The sequence below is a fragment of the Delftia sp. GW456-R20 genome (genome assembly GCF_001622915.1).
Lineage (GTDB): Bacteria > Pseudomonadota > Gammaproteobacteria > Burkholderiales > Burkholderiaceae_C > Comamonas > Comamonas acidovorans.
On sequence record NZ_LWCN01000004.1, the window covers coordinates 651,145 to 676,160 of the forward strand.

General features: G+C 63.1%; 24 protein-coding genes, 1 tRNA gene and 2 pseudogenes. 12 read left to right on the top strand and 15 right to left on the bottom strand.

Features of this window, described 5'->3' with window-relative positions; all coding sequences use genetic code 11:
• Window positions 1-18: 18 nt before the first annotated feature.
• On the bottom strand, window positions 19-1,839 hold the full coding sequence (locus tag A4F85_RS08450) for a methyl-accepting chemotaxis protein (protein WP_013802673.1): 1,821 nt from the start codon (window positions 1,837-1,839) through the stop codon (window positions 19-21).
• 799 nt (window positions 1,840-2,638) lie between these two features.
• Between A4F85_RS08450 and A4F85_RS08455 the strand changes: the two genes are divergently transcribed.
• The gene (locus A4F85_RS08455; RefSeq protein WP_012205312.1) at window positions 2,639-2,932 is read left to right on the top strand and encodes an H-NS histone family protein; all 294 of its coding nucleotides are present in this window, start codon (window positions 2,639-2,641) and stop codon (window positions 2,930-2,932) included.
• 486 nt (window positions 2,933-3,418) lie between these two features.
• On the opposite strand, the gene A4F85_RS08460 is transcribed toward A4F85_RS08455, so the two are convergent.
• Together A4F85_RS08460 and A4F85_RS30490 are read right to left on the bottom strand one after the other, a co-directional pair.
• Entirely contained in the window at window positions 3,419-4,981 is a 1,563-nt protein-coding gene (locus A4F85_RS08460; RefSeq protein ID WP_063326305.1) for a methyl-accepting chemotaxis protein, read from the bottom strand.
• A complete protein-coding gene (locus A4F85_RS30490; protein ID WP_139093386.1) occupies window positions 4,971-5,264 on the bottom strand; it encodes a hypothetical protein in 294 nt (97 codons plus the stop codon). Before A4F85_RS30490 ends, A4F85_RS08460 begins: the two co-directional genes overlap by 11 nt.
• 62 nt (window positions 5,265-5,326) lie before the next feature.
• Here A4F85_RS30490 and A4F85_RS08465 point away from each other — a divergent pair, with 62 nt between their 5' ends.
• Window positions 5,327-6,502 (top strand): GGDEF domain-containing protein, encoded by a 1,176-nt coding sequence (locus A4F85_RS08465; protein WP_231890496.1) that lies wholly within the window; start codon window positions 5,327-5,329, stop codon window positions 6,500-6,502.
• A gap of 109 nt (window positions 6,503-6,611) precedes the next feature.
• Here the strand turns inward: A4F85_RS08465 and A4F85_RS08470 are convergent, their stop codons facing one another.
• A complete protein-coding gene (locus A4F85_RS08470; protein ID WP_012205309.1) occupies window positions 6,612-6,791 on the bottom strand; it encodes a CsbD family protein in 180 nt (59 codons plus the stop codon).
• A gap of 131 nt (window positions 6,792-6,922) precedes the next feature.
• Window positions 6,923-7,324: an Arc family DNA-binding protein gene (locus tag A4F85_RS08475; RefSeq protein WP_063326307.1), complete on the bottom strand. Its 402-nt coding sequence runs from the start codon at window positions 7,322-7,324 to the stop codon at window positions 6,923-6,925.
• 182 nt (window positions 7,325-7,506) lie between these two features.
• On the opposite strand from A4F85_RS08475, the gene A4F85_RS08480 reads away from it, so the two are divergent.
• Entirely contained in the window at window positions 7,507-7,899 is a 393-nt protein-coding gene (locus tag A4F85_RS08480; RefSeq protein ID WP_082848165.1) for a hypothetical protein, read from the top strand.
• Between the two features lie 24 nt (window positions 7,900-7,923).
• Here the strand turns inward: A4F85_RS08480 and A4F85_RS08485 are convergent, their stop codons facing one another.
• Window positions 7,924-9,225 carry a UDP-N-acetylglucosamine 1-carboxyvinyltransferase gene (locus A4F85_RS08485; protein ID WP_013802678.1) on the bottom strand — a complete coding sequence of 434 codons (1,302 nt, stop codon included), beginning with the start codon at window positions 9,223-9,225 and terminating at the stop codon, window positions 7,924-7,926.
• 141 nt (window positions 9,226-9,366) lie between these two features.
• Window positions 9,367-9,843, bottom strand: a complete 477-nt coding sequence (locus tag A4F85_RS08490; RefSeq protein ID WP_012205305.1) for a GNAT family N-acetyltransferase — start codon at window positions 9,841-9,843, stop codon at window positions 9,367-9,369.
• Window positions 9,844-10,114: 271 nt separating this feature from the next.
• Here A4F85_RS08490 and A4F85_RS08495 point away from each other — a divergent pair, with 271 nt between their 5' ends.
• The 3 genes from A4F85_RS08495 to A4F85_RS31235 all read left to right on the top strand — a co-directional run bounded on the left by A4F85_RS08495 (window position 10,115) and on the right by A4F85_RS31235 (window position 13,120).
• Window positions 10,115-10,318 (top strand): hypothetical protein, encoded by a 204-nt coding sequence (locus tag A4F85_RS08495; protein WP_063326309.1) that lies wholly within the window; start codon window positions 10,115-10,117, stop codon window positions 10,316-10,318.
• 251 nt (window positions 10,319-10,569) lie between these two features.
• On the top strand, window positions 10,570-11,643 hold the full coding sequence (locus tag A4F85_RS08500) for a linear amide C-N hydrolase (RefSeq protein WP_063327920.1): 1,074 nt from the start codon (window positions 10,570-10,572) through the stop codon (window positions 11,641-11,643).
• A 580-nt stretch (window positions 11,644-12,223) separates the two neighbouring features.
• Complete coding sequence (locus tag A4F85_RS31235) at window positions 12,224-13,120, top strand: IPTL-CTERM sorting domain-containing protein (protein ID WP_269447113.1); 897 nt, start codon at window positions 12,224-12,226, stop codon at window positions 13,118-13,120.
• 74 nt (window positions 13,121-13,194) lie between these two features.
• Here A4F85_RS31235 and A4F85_RS08510 read toward each other — a convergent pair whose 3' ends face one another.
• Complete coding sequence (locus tag A4F85_RS08510) at window positions 13,195-14,136, bottom strand: hypothetical protein (protein ID WP_231890497.1); 942 nt, start codon at window positions 14,134-14,136, stop codon at window positions 13,195-13,197.
• A gap of 239 nt (window positions 14,137-14,375) precedes the next feature.
• Window positions 14,376-14,533, bottom strand: a pseudogene (locus A4F85_RS30865) (IS5/IS1182 family transposase); the annotation flags it as partial.
• A 662-nt stretch (window positions 14,534-15,195) separates the two neighbouring features.
• Between A4F85_RS30865 and A4F85_RS31405 the strand changes: the two are divergent.
• Window positions 15,196-15,606: pseudogene (locus A4F85_RS31405) on the top strand (hypothetical protein); the annotation flags it as partial.
• A 60-nt stretch (window positions 15,607-15,666) separates the two neighbouring features.
• Window positions 15,667-17,133 carry an IPTL-CTERM sorting domain-containing protein gene (locus A4F85_RS29505; RefSeq protein ID WP_231890498.1) on the top strand — a complete coding sequence of 489 codons (1,467 nt, stop codon included), beginning with the start codon at window positions 15,667-15,669 and terminating at the stop codon, window positions 17,131-17,133.
• A gap of 59 nt (window positions 17,134-17,192) precedes the next feature.
• On the opposite strand, the gene A4F85_RS08520 is transcribed toward A4F85_RS29505, so the two are convergent.
• Complete coding sequence (locus A4F85_RS08520; protein ID WP_063326313.1) at window positions 17,193-17,471, bottom strand: hypothetical protein; 279 nt, start codon at window positions 17,469-17,471, stop codon at window positions 17,193-17,195.
• A 307-nt stretch (window positions 17,472-17,778) separates the two neighbouring features.
• Between A4F85_RS08520 and A4F85_RS08525 the strand changes: the two genes are divergently transcribed.
• The 3 genes from A4F85_RS08525 (at window position 17,779) to A4F85_RS29510 (ending at window position 19,201) form a co-directional block, all read left to right on the top strand.
• Window positions 17,779-18,198, top strand: a complete 420-nt coding sequence (locus A4F85_RS08525) for a hypothetical protein (RefSeq protein ID WP_063327921.1) — start codon at window positions 17,779-17,781, stop codon at window positions 18,196-18,198.
• A 46-nt stretch (window positions 18,199-18,244) separates the two neighbouring features.
• Complete coding sequence (locus A4F85_RS08530) at window positions 18,245-18,769, top strand: phospholipase D family nuclease (RefSeq protein ID WP_063326314.1); 525 nt, start codon at window positions 18,245-18,247, stop codon at window positions 18,767-18,769.
• Window positions 18,770-18,835: 66 nt separating this feature from the next.
• Window positions 18,836-19,201 carry a tyrosine-type recombinase/integrase gene (locus A4F85_RS29510; RefSeq protein ID WP_082848167.1) on the top strand — a complete coding sequence of 122 codons (366 nt, stop codon included), beginning with the start codon at window positions 18,836-18,838 and terminating at the stop codon, window positions 19,199-19,201.
• Window positions 19,202-19,315: 114 nt separating this feature from the next.
• Here the strand turns inward: A4F85_RS29510 and A4F85_RS08540 are convergent.
• The 5 genes from A4F85_RS08540 to tolB all read right to left on the bottom strand — a co-directional run bounded on the left by A4F85_RS08540 (window position 19,316) and on the right by tolB (window position 23,008).
• Window positions 19,316-19,391 (bottom strand) — tRNA-Lys (locus A4F85_RS08540).
• A gap of 68 nt (window positions 19,392-19,459) precedes the next feature.
• Entirely contained in the window at window positions 19,460-20,287 is an 828-nt protein-coding gene (locus A4F85_RS08545; protein ID WP_063326315.1) for a tRNA threonylcarbamoyladenosine dehydratase, read from the bottom strand.
• A complete protein-coding gene (gene ybgF / locus A4F85_RS08550) occupies window positions 20,287-21,069 on the bottom strand; it encodes a tol-pal system protein YbgF (RefSeq protein WP_012205234.1) in 783 nt (260 codons plus the stop codon). Before ybgF ends, A4F85_RS08545 begins: the two co-directional genes overlap by 1 nt.
• A complete protein-coding gene (gene pal, locus A4F85_RS08555) occupies window positions 21,069-21,611 on the bottom strand; it encodes a peptidoglycan-associated lipoprotein Pal (RefSeq protein ID WP_013802696.1) in 543 nt (180 codons plus the stop codon). The genes ybgF and pal overlap by 1 nt, the downstream gene beginning before the upstream one ends.
• 77 nt (window positions 21,612-21,688) lie before the next feature.
• Entirely contained in the window at window positions 21,689-23,008 is a 1,320-nt protein-coding gene (gene tolB, locus A4F85_RS08560) for a Tol-Pal system beta propeller repeat protein TolB (protein ID WP_013802697.1), read from the bottom strand.
• A 189-nt stretch (window positions 23,009-23,197) separates the two neighbouring features.
• Between tolB and msbA the strand changes: the two genes are divergently transcribed.
• A complete protein-coding gene (gene msbA, locus A4F85_RS08565) occupies window positions 23,198-25,015 on the top strand; it encodes a lipid A export permease/ATP-binding protein MsbA (RefSeq protein ID WP_063326316.1) in 1,818 nt (605 codons plus the stop codon).
• Window position 25,016 lies beyond the last annotated feature (1 nt).

Genomic DNA, 25,016 nt, shown 5'->3' on the forward strand with positions numbered 1-25,016 from the left:
TCGGCGTTTTGCCAGCGCTCAGCGCAGGCGGCGGGCGCCGTTTCCTTCGTCGAGCTTGAAGCCCGCCACGGCCTGCGCCAGCTGCACCGCCTGTTGCTGCAGCGACTGCGCTGCGGCCGTGACCTCTTCCACCAGGGCAGCGTTCTGCTGCGTGACCTGGTCCATCTGGCCGATGGCGCTGCCCACCTCGGCAATGCCACGGCTTTGCTCCTGGCTGGCGTTGCTGATCTCGGCCACCAGCGTGCTGAGCTTGCGCACGCCGTCCACGGCCTGGTCGATGGTGGTGCCCGCATTGCGCACCAGGCGGCTGCCCGTGTCGATCTGGCCCACGGAATCATCGATCAGCGCCTTGATCTCCCTGGCCGCCGTGGCGCTGCGTTGCGCCAGCGTGCGCACCTCGCTGGCGACCACGGCAAAGCCCCGACCCTGCTCGCCGGCGCGCGCCGCTTCCACCGCTGCGTTCAGCGCGAGGATGTTGGTCTGGAAGGCAATGGAGTCGATCACGCCGATGATGCTTTCGATCTTGCGTGCCGAGGCCTCGATGCCGCCCATGGTCTGCACCACCTGGCCGACGGCCTCTCCGCCCTGGGTGGCGATCTGCGAGGCGCTGGTGGCCAGCTCGCTGGCCTGGCGCGCATTGGCCGCGTTCTGCTGCACGGTTGCCGTGATCTGCTCCATGGCGGCTGCCGTCTGCTCCAGCGAGCTGGCCTGCTGCTCGGTGCGTGACGACAGGTCCTGGTTGCCACCCGCAATCTCTGCCGAAGCCATGCGCACCGATTCCGACGACTCGCGAATGCGCAGCAGCACCGTGGCGATCTTGTCCACGAACTGGTTGAAGGACTGGCCGATCTGCGCCAGCTCATCGCGGCCGGCGGAGGTGAGGCGGCGGGTCAGATCGCCTTCGCCCGAGGCGATGTCCTGCAGCGCATCGCGTGCCACGGCCAGGCGGTTGAGCATGCGGCGCAGCGCCACGGTCAGCAGCACCGCCGCGCCCAGCACGGACAGCACGGTGATGAGGGCGGCCACCTGCAGCAGCGCCCGCACCGAATCCGTGGCCTGTGCGCGGTCGATCACCACGGCCAGCGTCCAGGGCGTGCCCTCGACCTTGGCGGCGTAGAGCATCTGCGGCTCGCCATCGAGCACCAGATCGGCGCGGCCGCCCTGCTCGGCCAGGCGCTTGATCAGCGCGGCATCGAGCTCAGGGGCAATCGCGGAAGCCGGCTTGAGCGCCAGCTCGGGCTTGGCGTAGGCCAGCAGGCGGCCTTCGCCATCAATCAGAAAGGCAAAGCTTTTTTCCTGGGGACGGATGGCGGCCACTTTCCTGGACATGGCGGCCAACCGCACATCAGTGCCGACAACGGCCGTGATGGCGCCCGAGCTGCCGACCGGATCGACAAAGCTGATGGTCAGCTCGCCGGTGCTGGCATCGACATAGGCTGGCGTCACGCCCGGCCGGCCTTCGCGCACGGCCTGCTTGAACCAGTCGCGCTGGGTTCCGTCGTAGTTCTCCGGCATGGGATGGGTGAACACGGCGCGCTTGTCGGCATGGACGAAATAGGCGTCATCGAAGCCGCCAGCCTGCTGGCCGGCCAGCAGGAAGGGGATGGGGTCCGGCTGGTCCACCGCCTTCTTCAATGAGCCGGTGATGCGCTGCTTGTCCTGAACCCAGTCGGTCAGTGTGGATGCATGGGCCCGCGTGAGCTGACCGATGTTTTCGTCGATATCGGACAGCGTGCTGCTGCGCGCCGTCCAGAAGGTGGCCATGGACAGCGCGAACAGCGCGGCCACGGTGATTGCTACGCAGATGAGGATCAGGCGGGCACGAAGTGTTTGAAACATGATGCGTAGTGAAGGCAAAACGAGGGCTGTGAATGCCCACCGAGCCTATCCGAGACGCATCGGCCGCCAGAGCTCGAAGAGTGCGTACTTGCCCTTGTAATTGCCTGCTTCCTGCGTGCGAAGAAGCCCGCTGGCTAGCCCCTTCGTGCAGGCACTGCATTGCTGGCAGCGCCGCCCAAACTGCAGTCGTCAGCCTTTTGCAAGAACCAGTCACAAGCTTGAAGGATGCGTGCTATAGTGTCAATTTGTAACACAGACACTTGCCGCCCTGGCTGCGGGATTTTTCTGTCGCAAACGCCAGCGCCTTGACTCCAGGACCCTGCCGTTTGCGCCGCGCACCCTGTGTTTTTCCCTCCCTCATATTTTTGGGGTGCACCACGCGGCCTTTTCTTCCCTTGCATGGACTGCCATTGATCGAGAGTGGCTTCCCATCGGGGGCGGCAGGGAGCCGGGCAAGAAAGTGTTTCACCTTGATACAAAAATGCCGATAAGAAGGCAGATCTGTCATTCAAGGGAAGAGAAACATGAAGCGATGCATCATCAAAGTGGCCGGCGCCTGCTACACAGCCCTGTTCCCCAGCACCTGCGCCGCTGTGGCAGACGCGATGGCCCGGTTTCCATACGCTACAAAAATCAGCGTCCGACTCGCCTAGACTCGGGCAAGATGGGAATCCGTTCTCAGACAGGTTCCAGGCAATACGCCTGTCGCCGTCCGGGTGTTGCGCGGCAGTGTAGGCTCACTTTGCCAAAAGTCTCCTAAGATTCCTTTATATTGGCAGATCAACATTCATTGATATACATGACTACCGACTACAAGACACTGCTGCAGCAGAAAGCCCATCTCGAAGCCCAGATCGCCGAAGTGCTCAAGACCGAGAAGTCCGGAGCCATTGCCCAGGTGCGCACCATCATCGACCAATACGGATTGACCGAGGCCGACGTCTTCCCTTCGTCCAAAGCCAAGGCTGGTGGCGGTTTCCGCGTGGTCGGCGTCCCCAAGTACCGCGACCCGGCCACGGGCGCGACCTGGACCGGCCGCGGCAAGCAGCCCCGCTGGATCGAAGGCAAGGACCGCACTCCCTTCGCCATATGAGGTCCGGCGCAGCCCGCCCCCTGGCAGCCGCCAAGCTGCGACAGAGCCCGCCAAGTGCGGGCTTTTTGCTGCCAGAAGCAACGGGTTAACCCTATTGCTCAGAAGTTACAAATTCTTCAATGTAGTGCAGATGCGTGAACCGATGGGTGCCGGCATGTTTCGGTACCCAAGCAATCACAACAAGGGAAACAGCAGGTATCACACAGGGAACTGTCCTACAGCCCTGCTCTCCAAAATCATGTTGGCCACGCCTTTGCAGCAAGCGCAAGCCATGTGGATGCAACCACGCAGCGGCAAAGTCCAGGCGGCCACTGGAGCGATCCGCAGCCACCACGAACCATTTTCCAGCCGGGCCAGGGAGACTATCTCCTCCCTCCCCTCTCACTGACTTACCCTGGCAGGCCCGCAAGGGCACCGGCTTTTCTCTTCAAGGACCGCCCTCGGGCGGTCCTTTTTTCTGCGTGTGTTATTGCGCCTTGGTGCTGGTCAACGCAAGGCTGGCACGGCATGGCCCACCTTGAACACGGCCACCATGCCCGACAGGCGCTGCGCCTGGTCGCTGAGGGCGGCGGCCGCCGCTGCGGATTCCTCCACGAGAGCCGCGTTTTGCTGCGTCATCTGGTCCAGCTGGCTGACTGCCTGGTTGACCTGGCCAATGCCGTCGCGCTGCTCCGTGGAAGATGCCGTGATCTCGCCGATCATGTCCGAGACCTTGCGCACGCTGCCCACGATGTCATCCATCACCTGTCCGGCCTGGGCCACCTGGGCCGAGCCTTCCTGCGCGGCATCGACCGAGGTGCTGATCAGCACCTTGATCTCCTTGGCGGCCTCGGCGCTGCGATGGGCCAGGGCCCGCACTTCACCGGCCACCACGGCAAAGCCGCGGCCCTGCTCGCCTGCGCGGGCCGCTTCCACGGCAGCGTTCAGCGCCAGGATGTTGGTCTGGAAGGCAATGGAGTCGATGACACCGATGATGTCGGAGATGCGGCGTGCGCTGTCGCCGATGCGATCCATGCTGGCCACCACATGGCCCACCACGGCGCCGCCGCGCTCGGCAGCCTGGGCGGCGCTGCCGGCCAGATGATTGGCCTGGCGCGCGGTGTCGGCAGCCTGGCCCACGGTGGCGGTCAGTTGCTCCATGCTGGCAGCCGTTTCCTCCAGATTGGACGCCGTCTGCTCGGTGCGCGAAGACAGGTTGTGGTTGCCCGCGGCAATCTCGGTGGATGCGGTGGAGATGGAATGCACGCTGTCACGCACCTCCGTCACCAGCCCGCGCAGCCGCGCCGCCATGCCCGAGACCGAGCGCAGCAGGTGGCCGAACTCGTCCTTGCGGCTGTCATCGGCCGACACCGTGAGGTCGCCCTGGGCGATGGCGTCCGTCAGCTGCACGGCGCGTTCCAGGGGGCGGGTGATGGCCCGCGTCAGTGCCAAGGCCAGCGCCAGGCCCGCCAGAAGGACCACGCCCTGGACGATCCAGGCCAGCACGCTGGCCTGCTGCCGGGCGGCCTGGGCCTGCTCGCGGGCTGCATCGCGCTGGCTGCGCTGCAGCTGCACGAAGACTTCCAGCGAGTCCACGTAGCGGCCAATGGCGCCCAGGTACTGCTGCTGGACGAACTCGCGGAATGCCGCTGCATCGCCGGTCAACTTGATCTCGCGCGCCCGCTTGTTCAGTGCCAGCACCTCGGTGCGGATGGCTGCAATGCGCTCCAGCGCCGCCTTGTCGGCATCGCTGGCGCCCTTGACGATCTCGGCCTGCAGCTTGGTGATCAGTGCCGAGCCTTCCTTGACCCGGCCGTCGAGCAGGCGGGTCAGTTCCTCATCGGTGGAGGCATTGCTGGCCAGAACCCGCTCGCCCGTGGTCTCCGTTGCGCCCTTCCATTGAATGGCCAGGCTGATGCGACTCTCGTACTCGGACAGCGTCTGCATGCCGTGGTCCATGGCGCGGGCCGCCGCAAACTGTGCCCAAAGCGATACCGCAAGCATCATCGCCAGCAAGCCGCCCAGCGTGCCCCAAAGCTTGGCGGACACGCTCCATTGATCAAATTTCATTCGTAGCACTCTCGTCGGAAAAACCGAATACAGGAAAGGTAAAACAACAGGCCGCGCACATCAGCGGCGACCGTTTTCCGGCGCAACGCCTTGCCATATCGGCATAGGCCACCAATCCGGAAAAGATGACCTGCTCTTTCGTCACAAATGCCCGGGACTTGAGGCCGCCGCACGGGTAGGCCCGATATCGCCAGCCGTGCACAACGCGGAACATGCGCCATGCGGCCGCAAGCGCCGTGGCAACGGATGCAAAATGGACCGGCGCTTCGGAATGCAGCACCATTCAATGCCGCAATCGCGAAGCTGTCGCCACCCGCACCTGCAAGTGCATAACACGCTGTGGATGTGTCACTCGATACCGATCGCCTCTATGTATTGATTGCGCCGCTGAGCATTCTGCTGCTCAGTTGCACGCTGGCCGTGTGCTGGCTGGTGCAGCGGCGCCAGCGCTACCTGCTGTGGATTGCGGGCGGATACGCCCTGGTTTCTCTGGCGCTGGCCTGGCAAAGCCTTGCACCCCGGGAAGAACTGCACCACTGGGCCGTGTTCACGGGCGCCATGTATCTGTTCGGCACCTGGTGCTTCGCGCGCTGCATGGCGGGGCGCTATGGCGTCTCGGCCCATCCCTTGCTGGGGCTGCTCATAGGCGCCGTCGTCCTGGCTGCGCTGTACTACTACAGCCGGGTCCAGGTCGATCTGTGGGTGCGCGTGCACTGGCTCAACACCGGCCTGGGCCTGCTGCAGATGCTGCCGGCGCCCGCCATGCTGCGGCGCCGGCCGCCTCAGGACTGGCTGGAGAGAATGCTCTACTGGTCCTACGTGGTGTTTGCCGGCTACACCGCTGCCCGGCCGCTGCTGGTGCTGGCCCTGGGCAGCACCGATCTCAATGAGATTGCACGCTCCACCTACTGGCTGGTCACCCTGGTCAGCACGCTGTCGTTTGCGCTGCTGTTCACCCTCATGCTGCTGGCATGCACGGTGCGCGATGTCTTCACCGCGCTGCGCGAGGAGCGCAACCACGACTCGCTGACCAACCTGCTCAACCGCCGCGCCTTCCAGGAGGCAGCCGAACTGCGCCTGGCCGATCCGCACATGGCCCCGATCTCCGTGCTGATAGGCGACATAGACCACTTCAAGCGCATCAATGACAGCTGGGGGCATGACTGCGGAGACCGTGTATTGCAGGTCGTGGCCCAGACCCTGCAGCAACACGTGCGCAACGACGATCTGGTGTCACGCTTTGGCGGCGAGGAATTCGTGCTGCTGCTGATGCGCACCACGCCCCAGGAGGCCGAGCGCGTGGCCCAGCGCATACGCGCCCAGCTCAGCGCGGACGGCTATGTGCTGGCGGCCGGCCAGCGGGTGACCATCAGCTTCGGCATCGCACCCGTGGCCGCCAACACCGCCTTGACCGATGCGCTGACACGCGCCGACGGCCTGCTGTATGCCGCCAAGCAGGCGGGCCGCGACCGCGTGCATGTGGCCACGGACGCTGCCCGCAGGGTGCCGCAGGCCGTCTGAAACAGGAAGCGCGCAGCACCTTCTTCGCACGCCCATTCGTCGAAATCCGTGGAAAAGAAAAAGCCCGCCAGGGTGTGGCGGGCTTGTTCGCAAAGGCAGGGTGAATGCCTTATTTTTTCGCGTCCTTCAAGACTTCCTTCACATCACCCAGCTTCTTCTGGGCCGTGCCTTCGACCTGCTTGGCAATGCCCTTGGCCTGTTGCTCGGGGCTGTCGATCAACTCGCCAGCCTTTTGCTGCACCTTGCCTGCGGCATCCTTGAGCGTGCCCTTGATCTGATCCGTGTTCATAGTTGCGTCCTTTGCTGCAAGAGCCTTCAAAAAGGGATAGGTTGTTTAACACCCAACGCAACGATACGCGTGGCAAACCGGGGCGCGCGACAGCGCGCTGCAACGATACGCGTGGTCTGAGGCCTACAGCCTCAGGTCTTCTTGCTGGTGCGACGGGCCTGGACGCTGTCCCCCGTGGCCTTGGGCAAAGACGCAGCCTCACCCGCTTCGGCGCGCAGGCGCTTGAGGGCTTCGGTCACCACGGCCTCCTTGTGCGCCTCGAACAGGCCTGCAGCGGCGTCCTTGTGTTCTTGCAGCAAGCGGCACAGGCGCGCGATTTCCTTTTTCAACTCCGCCACATCCAGGTCCGGGCCGGCCTGGGCCGTGTCGCCGGCTTCATCCAATTCGAAGCTGCGCCGTATGCGGGCAACGATTTCGGCATTCATGGAACGGTGGCCTGCCTTTGCCACTTCCGAGATGCGATCGCGCATTCCATCCGGGAAACGGACGATGAAGCGCTCCTGGGTTTCGCTGGGAAAGGGTTTTCGTTGCATTGGGCGATGGTACCTGCCAGATGCAAATTCAGATTCATGCCTAGTTGACATGATTCCAAGTTGGCATAACATTTGAATCGGCCCGACCCAGGCCTGGGCAAGCCAGCACCCATGCCTATGCCCGTGCCGATGCTCGTGCGTACGAGCACTGAACCCCAGACCTATTGCGCAAGAACAGAACCATGCCGGACACAGACATGCCCGCCTCCGCGCGCCTTGCGCAGGCCCTCGCCAGAGCGCCCGATCCGGAGAGCCTGGCGACCGATGCGCTATGCCACATCAGCGCGGCGCTGAGCGTGCTGGAAATGCATGTGGAAAGATCCAACCGCGCCATGGTGGTCGGTGTCCACGACCTGCTGCGCAGCTACCACCTCAAGGCAGACCGTGCCGCTGCAGAGCAGCCGGTCGAGGCGCTGGCCAGCAACGTGCTGCCGCAGATGTCGGCCGACCTTCAAGGCCTGCTGGAAATCATTGACCGCGTGAACGACGACGAGATGGACGACCCCATCCTCTATGCCGTGAGCTACCTGCTCAGGGCGGCCAAGAGATTCTCGGATGCGGCGCCGCAGGCATAGCGGCCTGCGCATCGCCGCCTGACCTCACTCCTCGTTGGTCCACTCCACCCGCGCGCCCAGGCTGCGCAGGTTCTCGACAAAGTGCGGATGCGCACGGCGAATCGGCGTGGCGTTGCGGATCTCCGATCGACCCTCGATGCTGCTGGCGACCATGAACAGCGCAATCGCCACGCGGATGATGTAGGGGCTCTCTACCACGGCCGGCGTCAGCGGATTGCCGCCAAAGGTGACCACGCGGTGCGGGTCCGAAGAAAACACATGGGCACCGAACTTGGACAGCTCGCCCGTCCAGCCCAGCGCGCCGTCATAGATCTTGTTCCAGAACAGCGCATTGCCCTGCGCATGCACACCCAGAGCAATGAAGATGGGCAGCAGATCCACCGGAAAGTACGGCCAGGGAGCGGCTTCCACCTTGGTGAGCACATTGCTGGTGAAAGGCGTCTGCACCTTCAGCGGCCCCGAGCGCAGCGCGCGCGACCAGCCGTTCTTGTGCTCCACCTGCACGCCAAACTTGGCGAAGGTGCGGTCGATCAGCGGAAAGTTGTCCGGCGTGCTGTTGCGCACCTCCACATCGCCGCCCGTGATCGCGCCCAGCGCGAGAAAGGTGGTGATCTCGTGGAAGTCTTCCTCGAAGGTGAAATCGCCGCCGCCCAGCGGCGCACCGCCGCGCACCGTCAGCCGCGAGGTGCCGATGCCGTCAATATCGGCACCCATCATCACCATGAAGCGGCAGAACTCCTGCACATGCGGCTCGCAGGCCGCATTGGTCAGCATGGACTCGCCCTGCGCAGCCACGGCGCACAGCACGAAGTTCTCCGTGGCCGTGACCGAGGCGTAGTCCAGCCAGTGGCGCACGGCCTTGAGCGGCGCGGCACTGTGGATCAGCAGGGAGCCGCTGGCGCGCTCCACCTCTCCGCCAAAGGAGCGAAAGATATCCACGTGCGGATCGATCTCGCGCACGCCCAGCGTGCAGCCCTTGACGTTGTCCTCCAGCCGCGCCACGCCAAAGCGCGCCAGCAGCGGCGGCACCAGCATGATGGAAGAGCGCATTTCCTCGGGCAGGCGGTGCGAGGACGCGTCAAAGCGCGTGTCGCGGTGGTGCAGCTGCAGCGTGCGCGTGGCCTCGTCCAGTTGCACCTCGCTGCCCAGCGTGCGGAAGATGTCGAGGATCTTGCGCACATCCGTGATGTCCGGCACGCCATGCAGCCGCAGCGGCTGATCGGTCAGCAGCGTGGCGCACAGAATCGGCAGCACGGCATTCTTGTTGGCGGAGGGAACGACGCGGCCGCGCAAAGGCGTGCCGCCGTGGACGATGAGATTGGACATGGGGTGCAGCGCTAGCAGCGATAGGACAACGCGTGATTCTAGGGTTGCCGGGCTGCCCGCAGGCCTTGCAGCGGCAGCACACGCCCGCTGTTTCAACAGGTTTCGTATCCAGGCCGCCTACCCGACAACAAAGCGTCAGCCTCAGCCCTGCACTTCGTGCCCGTAGACGATGAAGCCCCGGTGCTCGGCCACCTGGTCATACAGCGCGCGGCCCGCCTCGTTGGAGGACTGCGTCTGCCAGTACACGCGGCGCGCTCCCGCCTGCGCAGCCTGCGCATAGACCGCACGGATGAGCGACTTGCCAATGCCCTGCTTGCGCCGCCGCGCATCGGCAAACAGATCCTGCAGATAGCACACCGGCTCCAGCCGCGTGGTGCTGCGATGAAACAGGTAGTGCGCCAGGCCGACCAGCTCACCCTCGCTCTCCGCCACGAGCGCAAACACCGGCTCCAGCGGATTGAGGAAGCGCTCCCAGGTGGCCTGTGTGATTCCTTCGGGCAGCGCCGTCTCGCCGGCGCGCCCATAAAAGGCGTTGTAGCCCTGCCAGAGAGGAAGCCATTGGTGGTGGTCCGCCTGTGTGACAGGCCGGATCTGGAGCGGAGGAACAAGGGACGACATGGAACTCCTGGCAGATAAATGAAATGGGGACCAGGAATTCTAGGCACGGCAAGCCTCCGCCAAGAGGTTTGCAGGCCAGTCCCGGCCCCTTCGCAAAGCCTGAGGACGCAGCGCACAGCGCGTCCGCAAAACACATACACGGCGTACAGGCGCGGCCTACATGCGACCTCAGCCTTGGCCCGCACAGAAACACCGCGCAACCAATTGAAATAGAGCCCATAGGAGAGCACGTACCCAGAAACCTCTCCAAATCATGTGACGGAGATACAAGATGAGTCGAGTCGTTCCGACAGAAAGCTTCAACCCGGACCCGGATGCCCGCTACCACCGCAGCCTGCTGGAAGCCTTTCCCGTGCGCGGCAGCCAGCCTTTGCTGCTGCGCATGGAGTCGCGCTCGCCCCTGGGGCGCCTGTACGCGAGGAGCTTGCGCGCCTTGCGGGCCGCATTCGCCACCGAACTGCCGAGAACCTTCTGATGCGACACCTCTTCCTCGTTTTTCTGTGGTCCGCCATCTGCGCCATTTCCTTTGCCGTGGCAATGCTGGCCAGCCCCATGCTCAGCCACGCCATCTGACCGTGCTGCCAGCGCGCGTGCCGTTGCCTGCACCACGCCCATAAAACCATCGGCCATCGCCTTGTCCGTCTCCAATGCGGCTTTATCCGACTCTGGATGCAAATGCCTGCCGCCTACACTGCGCCAGTCCATTTGCTTACAAAGGAATTGCCCGTGAAGAAAAGCACATTGCAGATTCGTCCCGTCGTGGGCGCATTGCTGGTGGGATTTGCCGGGCTTGCAGCCCTTTCCAGCGCCTGGGCCTGTACCCGCCTTGTCTATTTGGGTGCGAATGGCCAGGTCGTGACGGCGCGCTCCATGGATTGGAAAAGCGACATCCTCAGCAATCTATGGGTACTGCCGCGCGGCATGGAGCGCAGCGGCAAGGCCGGCCCCAATTCCCTGCGCTGGACTTCCAGGTACGGCAGCGTTGTCACCTCGGGCTATGACGTGTCCACCACCGATGGAGTCAATGAGGCCGGCCTGAATGCCAACCTGCTATGGCTCGTGGAATCCCAATACCCCGCTTTCGGCGCAGGCAGCAAACCTGGCCTGACCATTGCGGCTTGGGCGCAATATGTGCTGGACAACTTCGCCACCGTGAAGGAAGCCGTCGCGGCCCTGGAGAAAGAGCCCTTCACCATCGTCTCGGACAACGTGCCCGGAGAGAACCGCCTGACAACGCTGCACCTCTCGATGTCCGACGCCAGTGGCGACAGCGCGATCGTCGAATACATCAACGGCCGGCAGGTGATACACCACGGCCGTGAATACCAGGTCATGACCAACTCGCCGACCTTCGATCAGCAGCTGGCCCTGAACGCCTATTGGAAGCAAGTGGGCGGCACCACCATGCTGCCCGGCACCAACCGGGCCGCCGACCGCTTTGCCCGCGCATCGTTCTACGTCAACGCTATCCCCAAAAGCCCGGACCCCAACAAGGCGCTTGCCAGCGTCTTCAGCGTGATCCGCAATGCCTCGGTGCCATATGGCCTGAACACTCCCGAAGAGCCCAACATTTCGTCCACCCGCTGGAGAACCGTGTTCGACCACCAGCGCAAGCTCTACTTCTTCGAATCAGCCCTGACACCGAATACCTTCTGGGTGGACCTCAAGGCACTGGACTTCAGCAAGCAAACCGGCAAGGTGCTCAAGCTCGACCTGGGACCGGATCAGGACCACACATTCTCGGGCGATGCCACGCGGAATTTTCAGGAGTCGGTGCCGTTTGAGTTTCTTGGATTGTGAGAATCAACTTCAGGCACAGGCCATGGGCTCGCGCACTGCTGCCTCAATGTTGACTTCGCGTTGTGCTTTGCATAGGAAAAGGCCTCGCATTAATTCGAGGCATTTTTCTATTGAAAATCAAAAATAGCATAGCTAATCTGCCGCCAATTAATACTATGATGGTTGACTGGCATTCAACTGGGAAATAAACCTAAACAAATAAAACCCAACAATCTCAAACTCAATACATTTTAATTTTCTATTGATTTATTTATATCAATATACAAAAAATATCAACCTGACTCCACAAGCCGAAATCAAGTAATTCCTCAATAGACAATATTCAGACCATCACATAGCATCGCGCTCGCAAAATATATTCACCAAGGGATGAGGAAAAATGCGAGCAACAACATCGAATCAACAAAGATGGATCACGCCTGGGCCTGAACTGCGCAAGGGCATATTGAATGCGCGTCTTCTGGCAGCTTGCGCTGCGTGCCTGTCCCCTGCGGCCTGGGCGGCGCCCTGCGTCAGCGGAACGGTGTACACCGCCGCTGGCGGACCCCAGGTTTGCACCGTACCTGCAGGCATCACGACCATGACCGTCACCCTCATCGGCGGTGGCGGCGGGGGCGTTCTCAGCTCATCCATGGTGACAGGAGGAAACGCCGCCGTTGGCACAGGCAGCTTGGCGGTGACTCCTGCCAACAACCTGCTGATCAGCGTCGGTGGCGGAGGCGCCACGGGAGGGCCTGTCGGCGCAGGGGGCGGTGGAAGCAGCAGCATCATCGACACATCCGCCCTCACCGTTCTGGCCGTGGCGGGCGGCGGAGGCGGCGCCGGCCGCAACGACACCGCTGGAGTTTCCGGTGGCAATGCGGGAGTGGGCGTCGGTGGTGGCAACGGCAGCAACGGAACGATGGGCAACGCGGCACACCCCGGTGGCGCAGGCGGCACGGTGGCCGGCACGGGCGGGGCCGGTGGCGTCGGCACCGACGGCACGGGAGGCGCTGGCGGCAGCACCAGCAGCAGGGACGGCAGTACGGCCACAGGCAATGACGGAGGCGGCAGCGGCAGCGGTGTGGGTCCTGCAGGACCAGGAGCCAGTGGCGCCAGCGCCGGCAGCATGGGCCCCGGTTTGGGCGGTGGCGGCGCAGGCGGCGGAGGAGCCGGCGGCTACAACGCCGGTGGCGGCGGCGGCGGCTACGGGGGTGGCGGCGGCGGCGGCGGGAACGCAGGCAACGCTGGCGACATAGGCGGCGCTGGCGGTGGAGGCAGCAGCTACGGCGCCGGAATCACATTCGCAGCAGCCACCAGCGGAGCCGGCATGGGCGGCGCAGGAAATTCGAATGGTGCGGACGGATCCGTTCTGATCACCTTCGCTCCCCCAATCGCGTCAGCCCAGGCCATCCCCACGCTTGGCGAATGGAGCTTGCTGCTGCTGTCGGGACTGCTGGCCTTGGTCGGCGTAGCGAGGACGCGGCGCCAGCACTGAGCACAGGAGCGAGACGGATTTTTGAGGACCCGCCCCGAAAGGAATGATCACAGCGCGTGCGCGCTGTGATTGCTTCAATGCCTTTCAGCCTGGTAGTAGTTTTTCCCGCCGCCCAAGCACGGCATGGGCCTCAGCATCACGGCTGCACTGCTATGGCAAAAGCCCAGCACCGTTCTGGCCGGTTGGACGAGTTGGCCGGCTGCATCCACCCCGCTCCAATGGATCCGTCCCGTCAGAACGCCGTATTCGTCCACGTGCAGCCTCTCAATCCTGTACATGTTCAAGCCGGATCGAGACGGAGCGCCTTTGCAGCTCAAAAGCCCCTCAGAGTAGATGCCACCTCCCGAATACCTCAGAGGTCCCTCGTAAAAGCAAGTCCCTCCGGCTGCAAATTCCTCCTCCATGCGGAACACATCTCCCTTGGCGTAGATATGAAGCTGCCCACCCCTCGAACCACTCATCACCAGTTCCTCACCCGATGAGTAGCTGAAGCTCTTGCCATGCATGCGGGCCAAATTGTCCTCAAAGCCGAACCGCTTCATGGGCTGTGGCGCCTCCCCGGGCAAAGTGACCGTAGCGGAAGTCTCTGTATCAAAAACAATGCGGACAGGTCCTACGACTCGCACGGGCTCTCCATCCTGTGCGGGCCCTCCCAGAACGCGGCCGCCACGGTATTCCGTCAGTTCACCTTCGAAGATTTTTTCATCCTTCAGCTGACCCGCAGCCTGCAGGAAAAGTGCAGAGCCATCCGTTCTGTATCCGAAGTAGGTAACGATCACGTTCAGCCCGCCTTGCCTGTCTATCTGAATCCCACGCCCAGGCTTGCCATTCAGTTCACCATCCATCGCCCACATACCGGAATCAGGCAAGGCCGCCATTGTGTAAGCAGACAGGCAAGAGGCAAAGGCAGAAATCACAACACTGCGGATCCATCGATTCATAACGTCTCCATTGACATGAAAATTAAGCGAAGCCGCCTGACTATAGCCTGCAACCGGTTCATCAAGATAATTCACATCAAACGCTTCAATGAATTTAATTTAGCTAATTTATTTGCTTGCTAAGAAAAATCTGTACAAAACACGCTTGAACGAGCGGATGCGCTGGCCTCATTGATCTGCTCCTCCACGACCTGCGGCACAGCACCGCCAGCGAGAAGGTCAACGCTGGCATGGACCTTCTCGCCATGGGCTAATAGTGGCTAACACCACCTATCCACGAAGCGTGCGCAGATGATCGCTGCCGCCAATTTCAGCAGCGTTTCATGGCTAGTCAGGTTAAGCCCCGTTTCCTGGCCCGCCGGGGGCTTGGTACCGAGGAGCTATCAATGCTGGCCCGGTTCCAATCAATCTGGTCATGTTCACGCAAGCGAGCCAGCATGGCCTGGTGCAACTGCTCCCAGACACCAGCGGCGTGTTAGCCACTCTTAGAGGATTTGCAAAAAAATCACTTCCCTAGCCGCAAGCAGTCTAATTCCATCTGGCAAAATTAATCATTTAATCCTGCGACACTTTCAGAAATTGACGAGCTTGGGATAAAACCATAAATCACACTCTGACCTAAAAATTTATTAGTTGATTTCCTATAATCAAGCATCTAACCAAGAAATTGAAAGCGATTTAAATCCTTGGATGTTACCGGCCATGCAGCACCGAATGATGGGACATCGGCTGCGTGTCCTGCAGCCTTTGCAGCCATTTCCCCATACGCTGCGCGGCAGTCTTCGTAACGGCATTGACGGCAGTGGCGTACTCAAGGACGGCTGCGGGGGAGCGCTGGCAAGTCTGCGGGCGGCATCTGCAGATTGCTCGCGCAGGCCGTCAGAGACAGCGCGCGTCCAGCTCGATGCACTCCCACTGCGGCGCCTGTTTCTGATGCTTGCTCATCCGTCCAAAGCTGGCAGGCTTTGGGGGATCGCCACAGCACCCGGCCACCCACTCCAAATAACTACCAAGTTTCAGTGATATACAAAAAATACACAAATTTCTACAATTTGCGACGCATTTAGTCATCAAGCAGGAATCCGGTAAACAGCGCTGCAGAGAGTGCACCGATCTCCAAAATAAGGGAACAACATGTCTTCTGGAGTTTTCCGCACATGGGTGCTCGGCGGCACCTTTGCTCTTGTCGCCTACGCCGGCTCTGCGAGCGCACAGCTGACCGTGTCTGCGTCCCACACCAATGCCTCGTGTAACGGGGGAAACAACGGCACGGCCACGGCCCACAGCATTCAGAACGGTGTTGCGCCCTTCTCCTACTCATGGGCACCCTCTGGAGGCACCAACGCTACCGCGACAGGGCTCACGGCAGGCATCTATACAGTTACGATTACAGACGCGAACGACCTACAGGGAACAGCGTCCACGACCGTTGGACAGCCTGCAATGCTGTCAGGTACACAGTCTCAGATCAATCCCGTTGGAGGTAACAGTAGCGGTAGCGCAACCGTCGTGCCTACCGGAGGCACCCCTGGCTACACATACAGCTGGTCCCCCACCGGGAGGACAACGGCAACCGCGACAGGACTAGCCCCCGGCCAATATCGGTTGACCATCACAGACGCCAACGCCTGTCACACGATGCTGTACTACACGCTGACGGCTTCTGCCCCCTCGGTGCAGTCAGTCGGCGTCCCTGCCAATGGAACCTATATCCCTGGGCAGAACCTGCAGTTCAATGTGATCTACAGCGCTCCCGTCGCCGTCACAGCTGGCGGCCCACCGTCAATTCCTTTGACGATTGGTTCAACTGTCCGGCAAGCGAACTTCGTCGGTGGCAGCAACACCTCCACCCTGACTTTCATATACACCGTGCAGCCAGGTGACTTTGATGCAAATGGAGTGACGTTAGGGACAGCCATCAATCTCAATGGGAGCACGATGACGAGCGGAGGCACCAACGTTGTACTGAATTTGGCAAACGTAGGCGCCACGACCGGCGTACTGGTGAATGGACAGCAAACCCAGAACATCACGTTCACAAACCCCGGTGACCAAGTTTTCGGCACAACGCCAACACTGACCGCGACGGCCAGTTCCAGCCTGCCCGTGGCCTTCAGTGCAACCACAACTGCCGTGTGCACGGTCACCTCGGGCGGCACGCTGACTTTTGTCAACACAGGCTCTTGCACCGTCGATGCGAACCAAAGTGGTAACGCAAGCTATCTGCCTGCATCACAGGTGTCTCAAACCTTCATGGTGAATGCAGCGGCACCCGGAACCCCCACCATCGGCAACGTCACTGCAGCCGACGGGCAGGCTACGGTGACCTTCACTGCACCTGCATCTGACGGCGGCACCTCCATCACTGGCTATACCGTGACCGCGACACCCGTGCCCGTGCCCGGTGCGCCTGGTGTGATCACTCAGCAAGGAACGACATCCCCCATCGTCGTGGCTGGCCTGAGCAATGGCTTCACCTACAACTTCATGGTCGTGGCATCCAATGGGACAACCGGTGCAGCCTCTGCAAGCACACAAGCCACGCCGCGCAAGCTGCAACTGTTGAGCACGCCCGGCAGTGTGCCTGGCATGACAGGCATACCGTCTGCCACGATGTCCGGCGGCGGCACCACCTGCACGCTGCAACCTGGCGGCGGCTTCGGACCTGTGACCTCCACCCCTCCGAACCTCCAAGCGCCCAGCGGTCAATTCGCTTTCAGCGCTGAAAACTGCACCGGATCTGTGACGATGACTCTCACCTATCCCAGTGCTCTCCCCGAAGGCGTGCAGTTCCGCAAGTCCGATGGAGCCGGCGGATGGTTCGACCCTGCGACCGCGCTGAACGTGATCGTGAACGGTGCGCGCACCACGGTGACCTACACCATCACCGACAACGGCCCGGGTGATATCAACCCTGCCTTGGGCGTGATCGCAGACCCACTCGTGCCCGTGCTGGCAGCAGCTCCAGCCAGCGGCGCTGCAGCCATTCCTACGCTTAGCGAATGGGGTGTCATTCTGATGTCTGCCCTGCTGGCGATGTTCGGCCTGCGTCGCATGCGCCGCCAGCGTTGATGCAGCCCTGCCCCAAAAAACAAGGCCCGCAACTGCGGGCCTTTTCTTAGCCTGCGTGTCTACAGGCGGCGTGCGGCGATCTGCAGGCGCTCGGCCAGGGTGGGCTTTGCAGTCAAGCGCTCTGCCGTTCCCAGCACGCCATCGCGGCCCGTTACCGCCCGCGCTATCAGTGCCGTGCCCAGCGCACCACTCACAACACGGCCCATGCCACTTTCCGCCCGTCGGGCGTGGCGCAGAGCCAATAGGCCAGCACCGAGCACCAGCCAGTGCTCTCCCGTGAATCCCTTGCGAGAGTCATCCCACTTGCGCAGGTCCTGGATCTTTTCTGAAATCGCCATTCATTGCTCCTGTTTCTTCAGAGCTTGCATGGTGCCCCGTCAGCGGGATGCAGGCTGTCGGTCCCTGAGCAAGATTCCGGTGGCGAGAGTCCTACGGGCGCGTTGTGGGGGGCCCTGTAGTCCAGCTCAATGCGCTCCCACTGGGGCGCTTGCTTCTGTTCCTTGCTCATCCTGCCGAACGTGGCAGGCTTGGGACGGCACCGTCATCTCTGCGAGGCGGCTCGTCGGAGGCTGTCGCACAATGCGCCCGATCGTCTGGTAGCCTGTATGTGAACGGGGCGATATGCGCCTCCTAGAAAGGACCTGCATGCTTTCCAGAATTTGCACAGCTGCATTTGTCGCCTGCCTCACGGTCGTGCAAGTGCAAGCGATGGCTCAGGCGGATGTTCCCTCTACTGCGGTGAACTTCAAGAAAGGCACGTCGAGCGCCACCGTCCAGGGCAAGCTCCAAGGCAACAAGGTGGAGACGCGCGACTACGTGGTCCGCGCGGGCGCCGGGCAGACGATGACCGTGCAGATGGAGACAAAATCCACCTCGACCTACTTCAACGTGCTCCCACCTGGCAGCGATGAAGCGCTGTTCCGCGGCGAAATGGCAGACGGGCCCACCTGGACCGGCGCCTTGCCCGCCAGCGGTGACTACCGTGTGCGAGTCTTCCTCAATCGTGCGGCCGCCCGGAAGGGCAAGTCGTCCGCGTACACGCTCAAAATTTCAGTCGTGAATTGAAGTGGCGCCGCGCCCGCAGACAGCGCGGGCGCAGCACTATCTGCGTATGAAAAACCTTCCTCGCATTGCACTGGCGGCTCTGCTCGCTCTGCCGATCGTCTCCTTTGCCCAGTCGAGCGTGCAGGTAGGGTTCTCACCCGAAGGTTCCGCCCGCAAGTTGGTGCTGGACACAATCGCCAGCGCCAAGACAAGCATTCAGGTGCTGGCCTACGCCTTCCAGGCTCCTGACATCGCACAGGCACTTGTGGCTGCTCAACAGCGCGGCGTGGACGTGCGCATCGTCGTGGACAAGAAACGCAATGAAGGCAAGACGAGCAAGGCCGCGATGGACCTGGTCGTGCGCGGCGGCGTACAGCTGCGCACCAATGATCATTTTCACATCCACCATGACAAAGCAATGATTGTGGATGGCGATGCAGTAGAAACCGGCTCCTTCAACTACGCGCCGTCAGCCGAGACTGCCAATTCCGAGAATGTAGTGGTCATTCGCGGCATGCCTCAGGTCTCCCTGCAGTACGTGGCGCACTGGCAGTCTCGATGGGATCTTGGCGTTCCCTACAAGCCACGCTGAATGTCAGGTGGCGTGCTGGGGACGTGCTGCGCATGAGCACGGACCACATTGCGGGCGGCATGCTGCATGCGCCAGGGCAAGACAGCCGCCAAGCTGCGCATCGAAGTGACAGGGTCGCTAAAAGAGCTGCTGGCCGAGATCCAGGCTTACAAGGACCAATTGAAAGCGGATACCGCTTTGCTGCTGGTGAACGAGGCGGGCCAGCCGCTGACCAAGCACATGCGGCGCGACCGGTTCGACACTGCACGGGATGCAGCCGGAATTCCAAAGGCGCAGTTCCAGTTTCGGGACCTGCGCGCCACGGCAGCTACCACTTTGGATGACGACGGCGGGATACGCCATGCCCAGGCGCTGCTGGGGCATACAACGGAGGGCATGACAGCCCAGTACATCAGCCACAAGGTGGGCAAGAAGGTGAAGCCTGTTCGGTGAACTGCGGAACACGCCCAGAATTGCGGAACACGGGCCGCAAATTTCTGCTCCGTTTGCTACATCTTCGATAGCAAAGAAAAAAGGCCCCGTATTGCTACGGGGCCTTGTGTTCTTTGGTGGGTCCTGCGAGATTCGAACTCGCGACCAACGGATTAAAAGTCCGCTGCTCTACCGACTGAGCTAAAGACCCGAACCACGCTTTGCATGCATCAGATGCTGCTTAGCGAAGACATAGATTCTAGCACCAAAATTTACGCTTCAATTCTTGATGCGGCTCAGTTGATCGATGACCCAGCCTGCGGCGCACTGGCCGAAGGTGGCGGTGACGGCCACTACCGAGCCGTAGCCGTGGCAGTTGAGCGTGCCGTCGCCTTCGATGGCGCAAGAGGCATCGGGCGGGGCGACGGCCTCGCGGCTGAAGACGCAGGCGATGCCGATGCGCTTGCCTTCCTTGGGTGCGCCGTGCTCGCGGCGCAGGCGGTAGCGCAGTTGTGCCAGCAGCGGGTCGTGCGTGGTGGCGCTGAGGTCGTCGATATCGACCTTGTGAGCCAGGCGCTTGCCGCCCGCTGCACCCACGGAGATGAAGCATTGCCGCGTGGCACGCGCATGGGCTGCCATGGCGGTCTTGGCCTTGACCTGGTCGCAGGCATCGATGACGGCGTCGGCGCCCGGGGGCAGCAGGCGCAGCCAGTTGTCCGGGTCAACGAAGTCGTCGATGCAGTGCACGCGGCAGGCGGGGTTGATCTGGGCGATGCGCTCGCGCATGGCTTCGATCTTGGCCTGGCCCACGGTGGTGGAAAGCGCGTGAATCTGCCGGTTGATGTTGGACTCGGCAACATGGTCCATGTCGATGAGGGTGAGTTCACCCACGCCGCTGCGCGCCAGCGCCTCGGCAGTCCAGGAGCCCACGCCGCCGATGCCCACCACGACGACGTGCGCGGCGCGGATGCGCGCGGCACCCGGCACGCCATACAGGCGCTCCAGGCCGCCGAAGCGGCGCTGCAGGTCGGCATCAGAAAAAACAGCGCCTGCTTCAGGCGCTGTCTTGTCTTCTTCCGGAAGGGATGAAGAAACCGTGTCGTTCATCACTTGAGGCTGGCGAGACGGTTCTTGGCCGCAGCCGTGGCTTCGGCATTGGGATAGGCCTTGATCAGGTCTTCCAGCGTCTTGCGCGCGCCCTTGGTGTCCTTCATCTCGATCTGGCAGTTGGCGATGGACAGTGCCGCCTCCGGCGCCCGGCCGTGCATGGGGGCTGCCGCCAGCAGCGCGCGGAAGTTGGTGATCGCGTCCTTGTAGTTGCGATTGGCGTACTGCGCATTGCCCAGCCAAAAGCGTGCCGAGGGCACATAGCCGCTCTTGGGCCACTGGTTCAGGAAGGACGAGAACGCCGTGCCGGCTTCGGCAAAGCTGCCTGCGCGGAACTGCGCCAGGGCGGCTTCGAAGTCGCGCTTCTCGGCCGGGTCGGCTGCGAATTCCTGGCCGTCCACCGTCACCGTGACGGGCTCGAACTGGCGCAGGCGCTCGTCCACGCCCTTGGCAATGTCGCGCTGGCCGCGCTGCAGCTCGGCCACATCGCGCAGCAGCTGCTCGTTCTGGCCGCGCAGCTTGGCTTGCTCGGACTTGAGCTGCTCAATCTGCGACTGCAGTTCGAGCAGGCCACGGCGCGTTTGCGAGCTTTCCTCGGTCATGCGCTGCTGCGACTGCTGCATGCTGTCGACGCGCTGGCGCATTTCCAGGATGGCGCGGCGCGCCTCGTCATCGCCGAACAGTGCGGCATGGCCGCTGGCGGCGTAGCCGGCCATCAGGCCAGCTGCCAGCAGCGTGCGCAGCGCGGTGCGATGCAGGATCGGGGAGCGCTGCATGTTCATCAACGGTAGGACAGTTCAGCGCGGCGGTTTTGCGCGTAGGCGTCTTCGGAATGGCCTTCGGAGGCAGGCTTTTCCTTGCCGTAGCTCACGGCTTCCATTTGCGCATCGCTGACGCCCAGCAGGCCCAGCGAGCGGCGCACGGCTTCGGCGCGCTTTTGGCCCAGGGCCAGGTTGTATTCGCGGCCGCCGCGCTCGTCGGTGTGGCCTTCGATCTGGACCTTGCGAGCAGAAGATGCCTTCAGGAAGCGTGCGTGGGCTTCGATCTGAGGCTGGGCGTCGGCCTTGACGACGTAGCTGTCGAAGTCGAAGTAGACGACGCGGCTGACGCCCTGGGGACCTGCCTTGTCGGCAGCCGAGCCGGTCAGGTCCACGCCCGAGATGCCGCTTTGCGAGGTGCTGCCGGTGCCGGCGCCGCTGCCCTGGCCCGTGCTGGTGGCGCCCGCGTCGGTGACCGGGGTCTCGTCAAGCTTGACGCCCGAGCTGCAACCGGCCATGAGTGCGGTGACTGCAAGTGCCAGGGAAAGTCGTTTGATGGTGATCATGAAAAATCTCCGTATGTCCGGGTGGACTTCGTGCTGAGTTGACTGGTTGACTGAAAAGAAATCGGGGAAGCCGGATATCACTGGCGCTGGAACGGACCCCAGTCGGGCTCGCGGATGTCACCGCCCTGCCCTGCCAGCCGCGCCTTGATCTTGCCGTCGAGCGTGGTGGTCATCAGGGACTCGCGGCCCTGCTGCAGGGTGGCGTAGACGATCAGGCGGCTGTTCGGGGCGAAGCTGGGGCTTTCGTCGGCCGTGGTGTCGGTGATGGCATTCACGGTGCCGGTGCCCAGGTCCATGACGTGGAGCTTGAAGCCGCCGCCCACGCGCGAGACGTAGGCAAGCCACTTTCCATCAGGGCTGACGCTGGGCGAGATGTTGTAGTTGCCGGTGAAGGTGACGCGCTCCGCACTGCCGCCCGAGGCCGGCACCTTGTAGATCTGCGGAGCACCGCCACGGTCGCTGACGAAGTAGATGGAGCGGCCATCGCTGGAGAAGTTCGGCTCGGTGTCGATGCCGCTGCTTTGCATCAGTCGACGCGGCTCGCCGCCCTGGGCGCTGATCAGGTACAACTGCGAGCCGCCATCGCGGCTGAGCGTGACGGCCAGGGAGTTGCCGTCAGGCGACCAGGCCGGTGCGCTGTTGGAGCCCCGGAAGTTGGCAACCAGGCGGCGGCGGCCACTGGCCACATCGTGCACATAGACCACGGGCTTGCGCGACTCGAAGGACACGTAGGCCAGCTGCGTGCCGGTGGGCGACCAGGCGGGCGAGATGATGGGTTCCGGGCTGGACAGGGCCGACTGGGCGTTCTCGCCATCGGCATCGGCCACCCACAGGCGGTAGTTGCTGCCCGCCTTGGTCACGTAGGCGATGCGTGTGGAGAACACGCCCTTCTCGCCCGTGAGTTTTTCGTAGATGTAGTCGGAGATGCGGTGAGCCACCAGGCGCAAGTCGCCGGTGGTGACGGCAAAGCCCTGGCCGCCCAGGTCCTGGCCCTTGACCACGTCCCAGAGGCGAAAGCGCACGTCGTAGCGGCCATCGGCCAGGCGCGTGATGCTGCCCACGGCCAGCGAGTCAGCGCTCTTTTGGCGCCACATGGCAACGTCGGGGCGCGAGGTTTCGTCCAGTTGGACGCCGGCCGTGTCCACGGCGCGGAATTGACCACTGCGCTCCAGGTCAGCCTGGATGATGGCCGAGATCTTCTGGGGCGCCTGCCCTTCTCCCTTGAATGCTGCAATGGCGATGGGCAACTGGGTCAGGCCCACGCCCGTCACTTCGACGCGGAACTGGGCCAGCGCGGGAATTGCGGGGGTTGAGGCGAGAGCAGCCAGCAGGGTTCGGCGCGAAGTGCGCGGCACGGCCGCCAGGGAGGAGGGAGAAAGGAGTCGGTCAATAGTCATTGGCATTCATCAATATCTACGGGAAGACCCCGGTACTTGCACAGGTGCGAATGTTACACACACTGGATGCGTCACGATGTAAGAACGTGCACTGTAGGGTCTGTCGGCCCAGGCTTTCTCGATCCCCGGCAGCCGCATCAGTTCCCCATGAGGCAGCCCCAGGCAAGCCCGCCGTAAAATCCGCGCTTCATGCAAGCACCATCCTCACCGCCGCCGGCCCCTGCGCCGTCCGCCGCACCGGCGGCCCTTGATCTCGCCAGCACCCTGACCCTGTCGCAGCGCCTCAAGCGCCTGTCACCCTACTTTGGTGGCCAGCGCCTGGCCTGGACGCTGGCCGTGGCTGCCACGCTGGTGGGCGCGGTTACCGAGCCATTGATCCCCGCCCTGCTGCAGCCGCTGCTGGACAGCGGCTTCACCGACGGCACGCTGCCGCTGTGGTCGGTGCCGCTGGCCATCATCGGCGTGTTCCTGGTGCGGGGCCTGTCGCAGTTCGTGGGCCAGTACGCGCTGGCGCGCATTGCCAACGAGGGCATGCTGGCGCTGCGCAAGCGCCTGTTCGAGCGGCTGCTGGCGGCCGATATGGCGCTGTTCTCGCGCCAGTCGGCCTCATCGCTGTCCAACACCGTGGTCTATGAGGTGCAGACCGGCTCCACGCTGCTGGTGCAGGCCATGCTGGGCATCTCGCGCGACGGTTTCACGCTGGTGGCGCTGCTGGGCTACCTGCTGTATCTGAACTGGCAGCTGACGCTGGTGGTGGCGGCCGTGGTGCCGGGCGTGGCCTGGATCATGAAGACGCTGTCGCGCCGCCTGTACCGCATCACCAAGATCAGCCAGGAGGCCACCGATTCCCTGGCCTATGTGGTGGAAGAGAACGTTCTGGCCCACCGCATGGTACGTCTGCATGGCGCGCAACAGGGCCAGCAAAAGCGCTTTGGCAGCCTGAGCGGGCAGCTGCGCAAGCTGGCCATCAAGGCCACCATCGCCTCGGCGGCCATGACGCCGCTGACCCAGTTGCTGGCCGCCGCCGCCCTGTCGGCCGTGATCTGCATTGCGCTGTGGCAAAGCCGGGGCACGGGCGCTGCTGCGGCCAATGTGCAGGATGTGACGGTGGGCAGCTTTGCGGCCTTCATCACGGCCATGCTGATGCTGATTGCCCCTATCCGCCGCCTGGCCGATGTGGCCAACCCCATCACGCGTGGCGTGGCGGCGCTGGAGCGGGGCCTGCATCTGCTGGAGGGCTCGGGCGACGAGACCGGCGGCACGCAGGTGCCCGGCAAGGCGCGCGGCGAAATCGAGTTGCGCGACGTGTCCGTGCAGTTTGGCGAGGACAAGGCACCGGCCCTGAGCCATGTGGACCTGCGCGTGCGCCCGGGCGAGGTGGTGGCCCTGGTCGGCCCCTCCGGCGCGGGCAAGACCACGCTGGTGAACCTGCTGCCACGCTTTTTGCAGCCCACGGGCGGCCAGTTGCTGCTGGACGGAACGCCCCTGCCCGAATGGGATCTGGCCGCGTTGCGCCAGCAGTTCGCCATGGTCAGCCAGGACGTGGTGATGTTCAACGACACCATAGCCGCCAACGTGGCGCTGGGCGGGGTGGAAGACGAGGCCCAGCTGTGGGCCGCGCTAGATGCCGCCAATCTGGGCTCCCATGTGCGCGGCCTGTCCAACGGCCTGCAGACGGTGGTGGGCCACAACGCCAGCCAGCTGTCGGGGGGCCAGCGCCAGCGGCTGGCGATTGCACGGGCGCTGTACAAGGATGCGCCCATCCTGATCCTGGACGAGGCCACCTCGGCCCTGGACAACGAATCCGAGCGCCTGGTGCAGGAGGCGCTGACGCGGCTGATGCAGGGCCGCACGACCCTGGTCATCGCCCACCGGCTCTCGACCATCGAGCATGCCGACCGCGTGGTGGTGATGGAGCGCGGCCGCATTGCCGAGCAGGGAACGCATGCCGAGCTGCTGGCGCGGGACGGCCTGTACGCCCGATTGAGCAGGAATCACACAACCTGAT

Bases quoted from the DNA above. Each gene is read 5' to 3' on its own strand.
- A4F85_RS08460 (WP_063326305.1), bottom strand. From the start codon at position 4,981: ATGAAATTTGATCAATGGAGCGTGTCCGCCAAGCTTTGGGGCACGCTG.
- A4F85_RS08545 (WP_063326315.1), bottom strand. From the start codon at position 20,287: ATGAACGACACGGTTTCTTCATCCCTTCCGGAAGAAGACAAGACAGCG.
- A4F85_RS08450 (WP_013802673.1), bottom strand. From the start codon at position 1,839: ATGTTTCAAACACTTCGTGCCCGCCTGATCCTCATCTGCGTAGCAATC.
- msbA (WP_063326316.1), top strand. From the start codon at position 23,198: ATGCAAGCACCATCCTCACCGCCGCCGGCCCCTGCGCCGTCCGCCGCA.
- A4F85_RS08485 (WP_013802678.1), bottom strand. From the start codon at position 9,225: ATGTCCAATCTCATCGTCCACGGCGGCACGCCTTTGCGCGGCCGCGTC.
- pal (WP_013802696.1), bottom strand. From the start codon at position 21,611: ATGATCACCATCAAACGACTTTCCCTGGCACTTGCAGTCACCGCACTC.
- tolB (WP_013802697.1), bottom strand. From the start codon at position 23,008: ATGACTATTGACCGACTCCTTTCTCCCTCCTCCCTGGCGGCCGTGCCG.
- A4F85_RS08490 (WP_012205305.1), bottom strand. From the start codon at position 9,843: ATGTCGTCCCTTGTTCCTCCGCTCCAGATCCGGCCTGTCACACAGGCG.
- A4F85_RS08495 (WP_063326309.1), top strand. From the start codon at position 10,115: ATGAGTCGAGTCGTTCCGACAGAAAGCTTCAACCCGGACCCGGATGCC.
- A4F85_RS08480 (WP_082848165.1), top strand. From the start codon at position 7,507: ATGCCGGACACAGACATGCCCGCCTCCGCGCGCCTTGCGCAGGCCCTC.
- A4F85_RS08455 (WP_012205312.1), top strand. From the start codon at position 2,639: ATGACTACCGACTACAAGACACTGCTGCAGCAGAAAGCCCATCTCGAA.
- A4F85_RS31235 (WP_269447113.1), top strand. From the start codon at position 12,224: ATGACCGTCACCCTCATCGGCGGTGGCGGCGGGGGCGTTCTCAGCTCA.
- A4F85_RS08470 (WP_012205309.1), bottom strand. From the start codon at position 6,791: ATGAACACGGATCAGATCAAGGGCACGCTCAAGGATGCCGCAGGCAAG.
- ybgF (WP_012205234.1), bottom strand. From the start codon at position 21,069: ATGAACATGCAGCGCTCCCCGATCCTGCATCGCACCGCGCTGCGCACG.
- A4F85_RS08525 (WP_063327921.1), top strand. From the start codon at position 17,779: ATGCTTTCCAGAATTTGCACAGCTGCATTTGTCGCCTGCCTCACGGTC.
- A4F85_RS08530 (WP_063326314.1), top strand. From the start codon at position 18,245: ATGAAAAACCTTCCTCGCATTGCACTGGCGGCTCTGCTCGCTCTGCCG.
- A4F85_RS08475 (WP_063326307.1), bottom strand. From the start codon at position 7,324: ATGCAACGAAAACCCTTTCCCAGCGAAACCCAGGAGCGCTTCATCGTC.
- A4F85_RS29510 (WP_082848167.1), top strand. From the start codon at position 18,836: ATGCGCCAGGGCAAGACAGCCGCCAAGCTGCGCATCGAAGTGACAGGG.
- A4F85_RS08520 (WP_063326313.1), bottom strand. From the start codon at position 17,471: ATGGCGATTTCAGAAAAGATCCAGGACCTGCGCAAGTGGGATGACTCT.
- A4F85_RS30490 (WP_139093386.1), bottom strand. From the start codon at position 5,264: ATGGTGCTGCATTCCGAAGCGCCGGTCCATTTTGCATCCGTTGCCACG.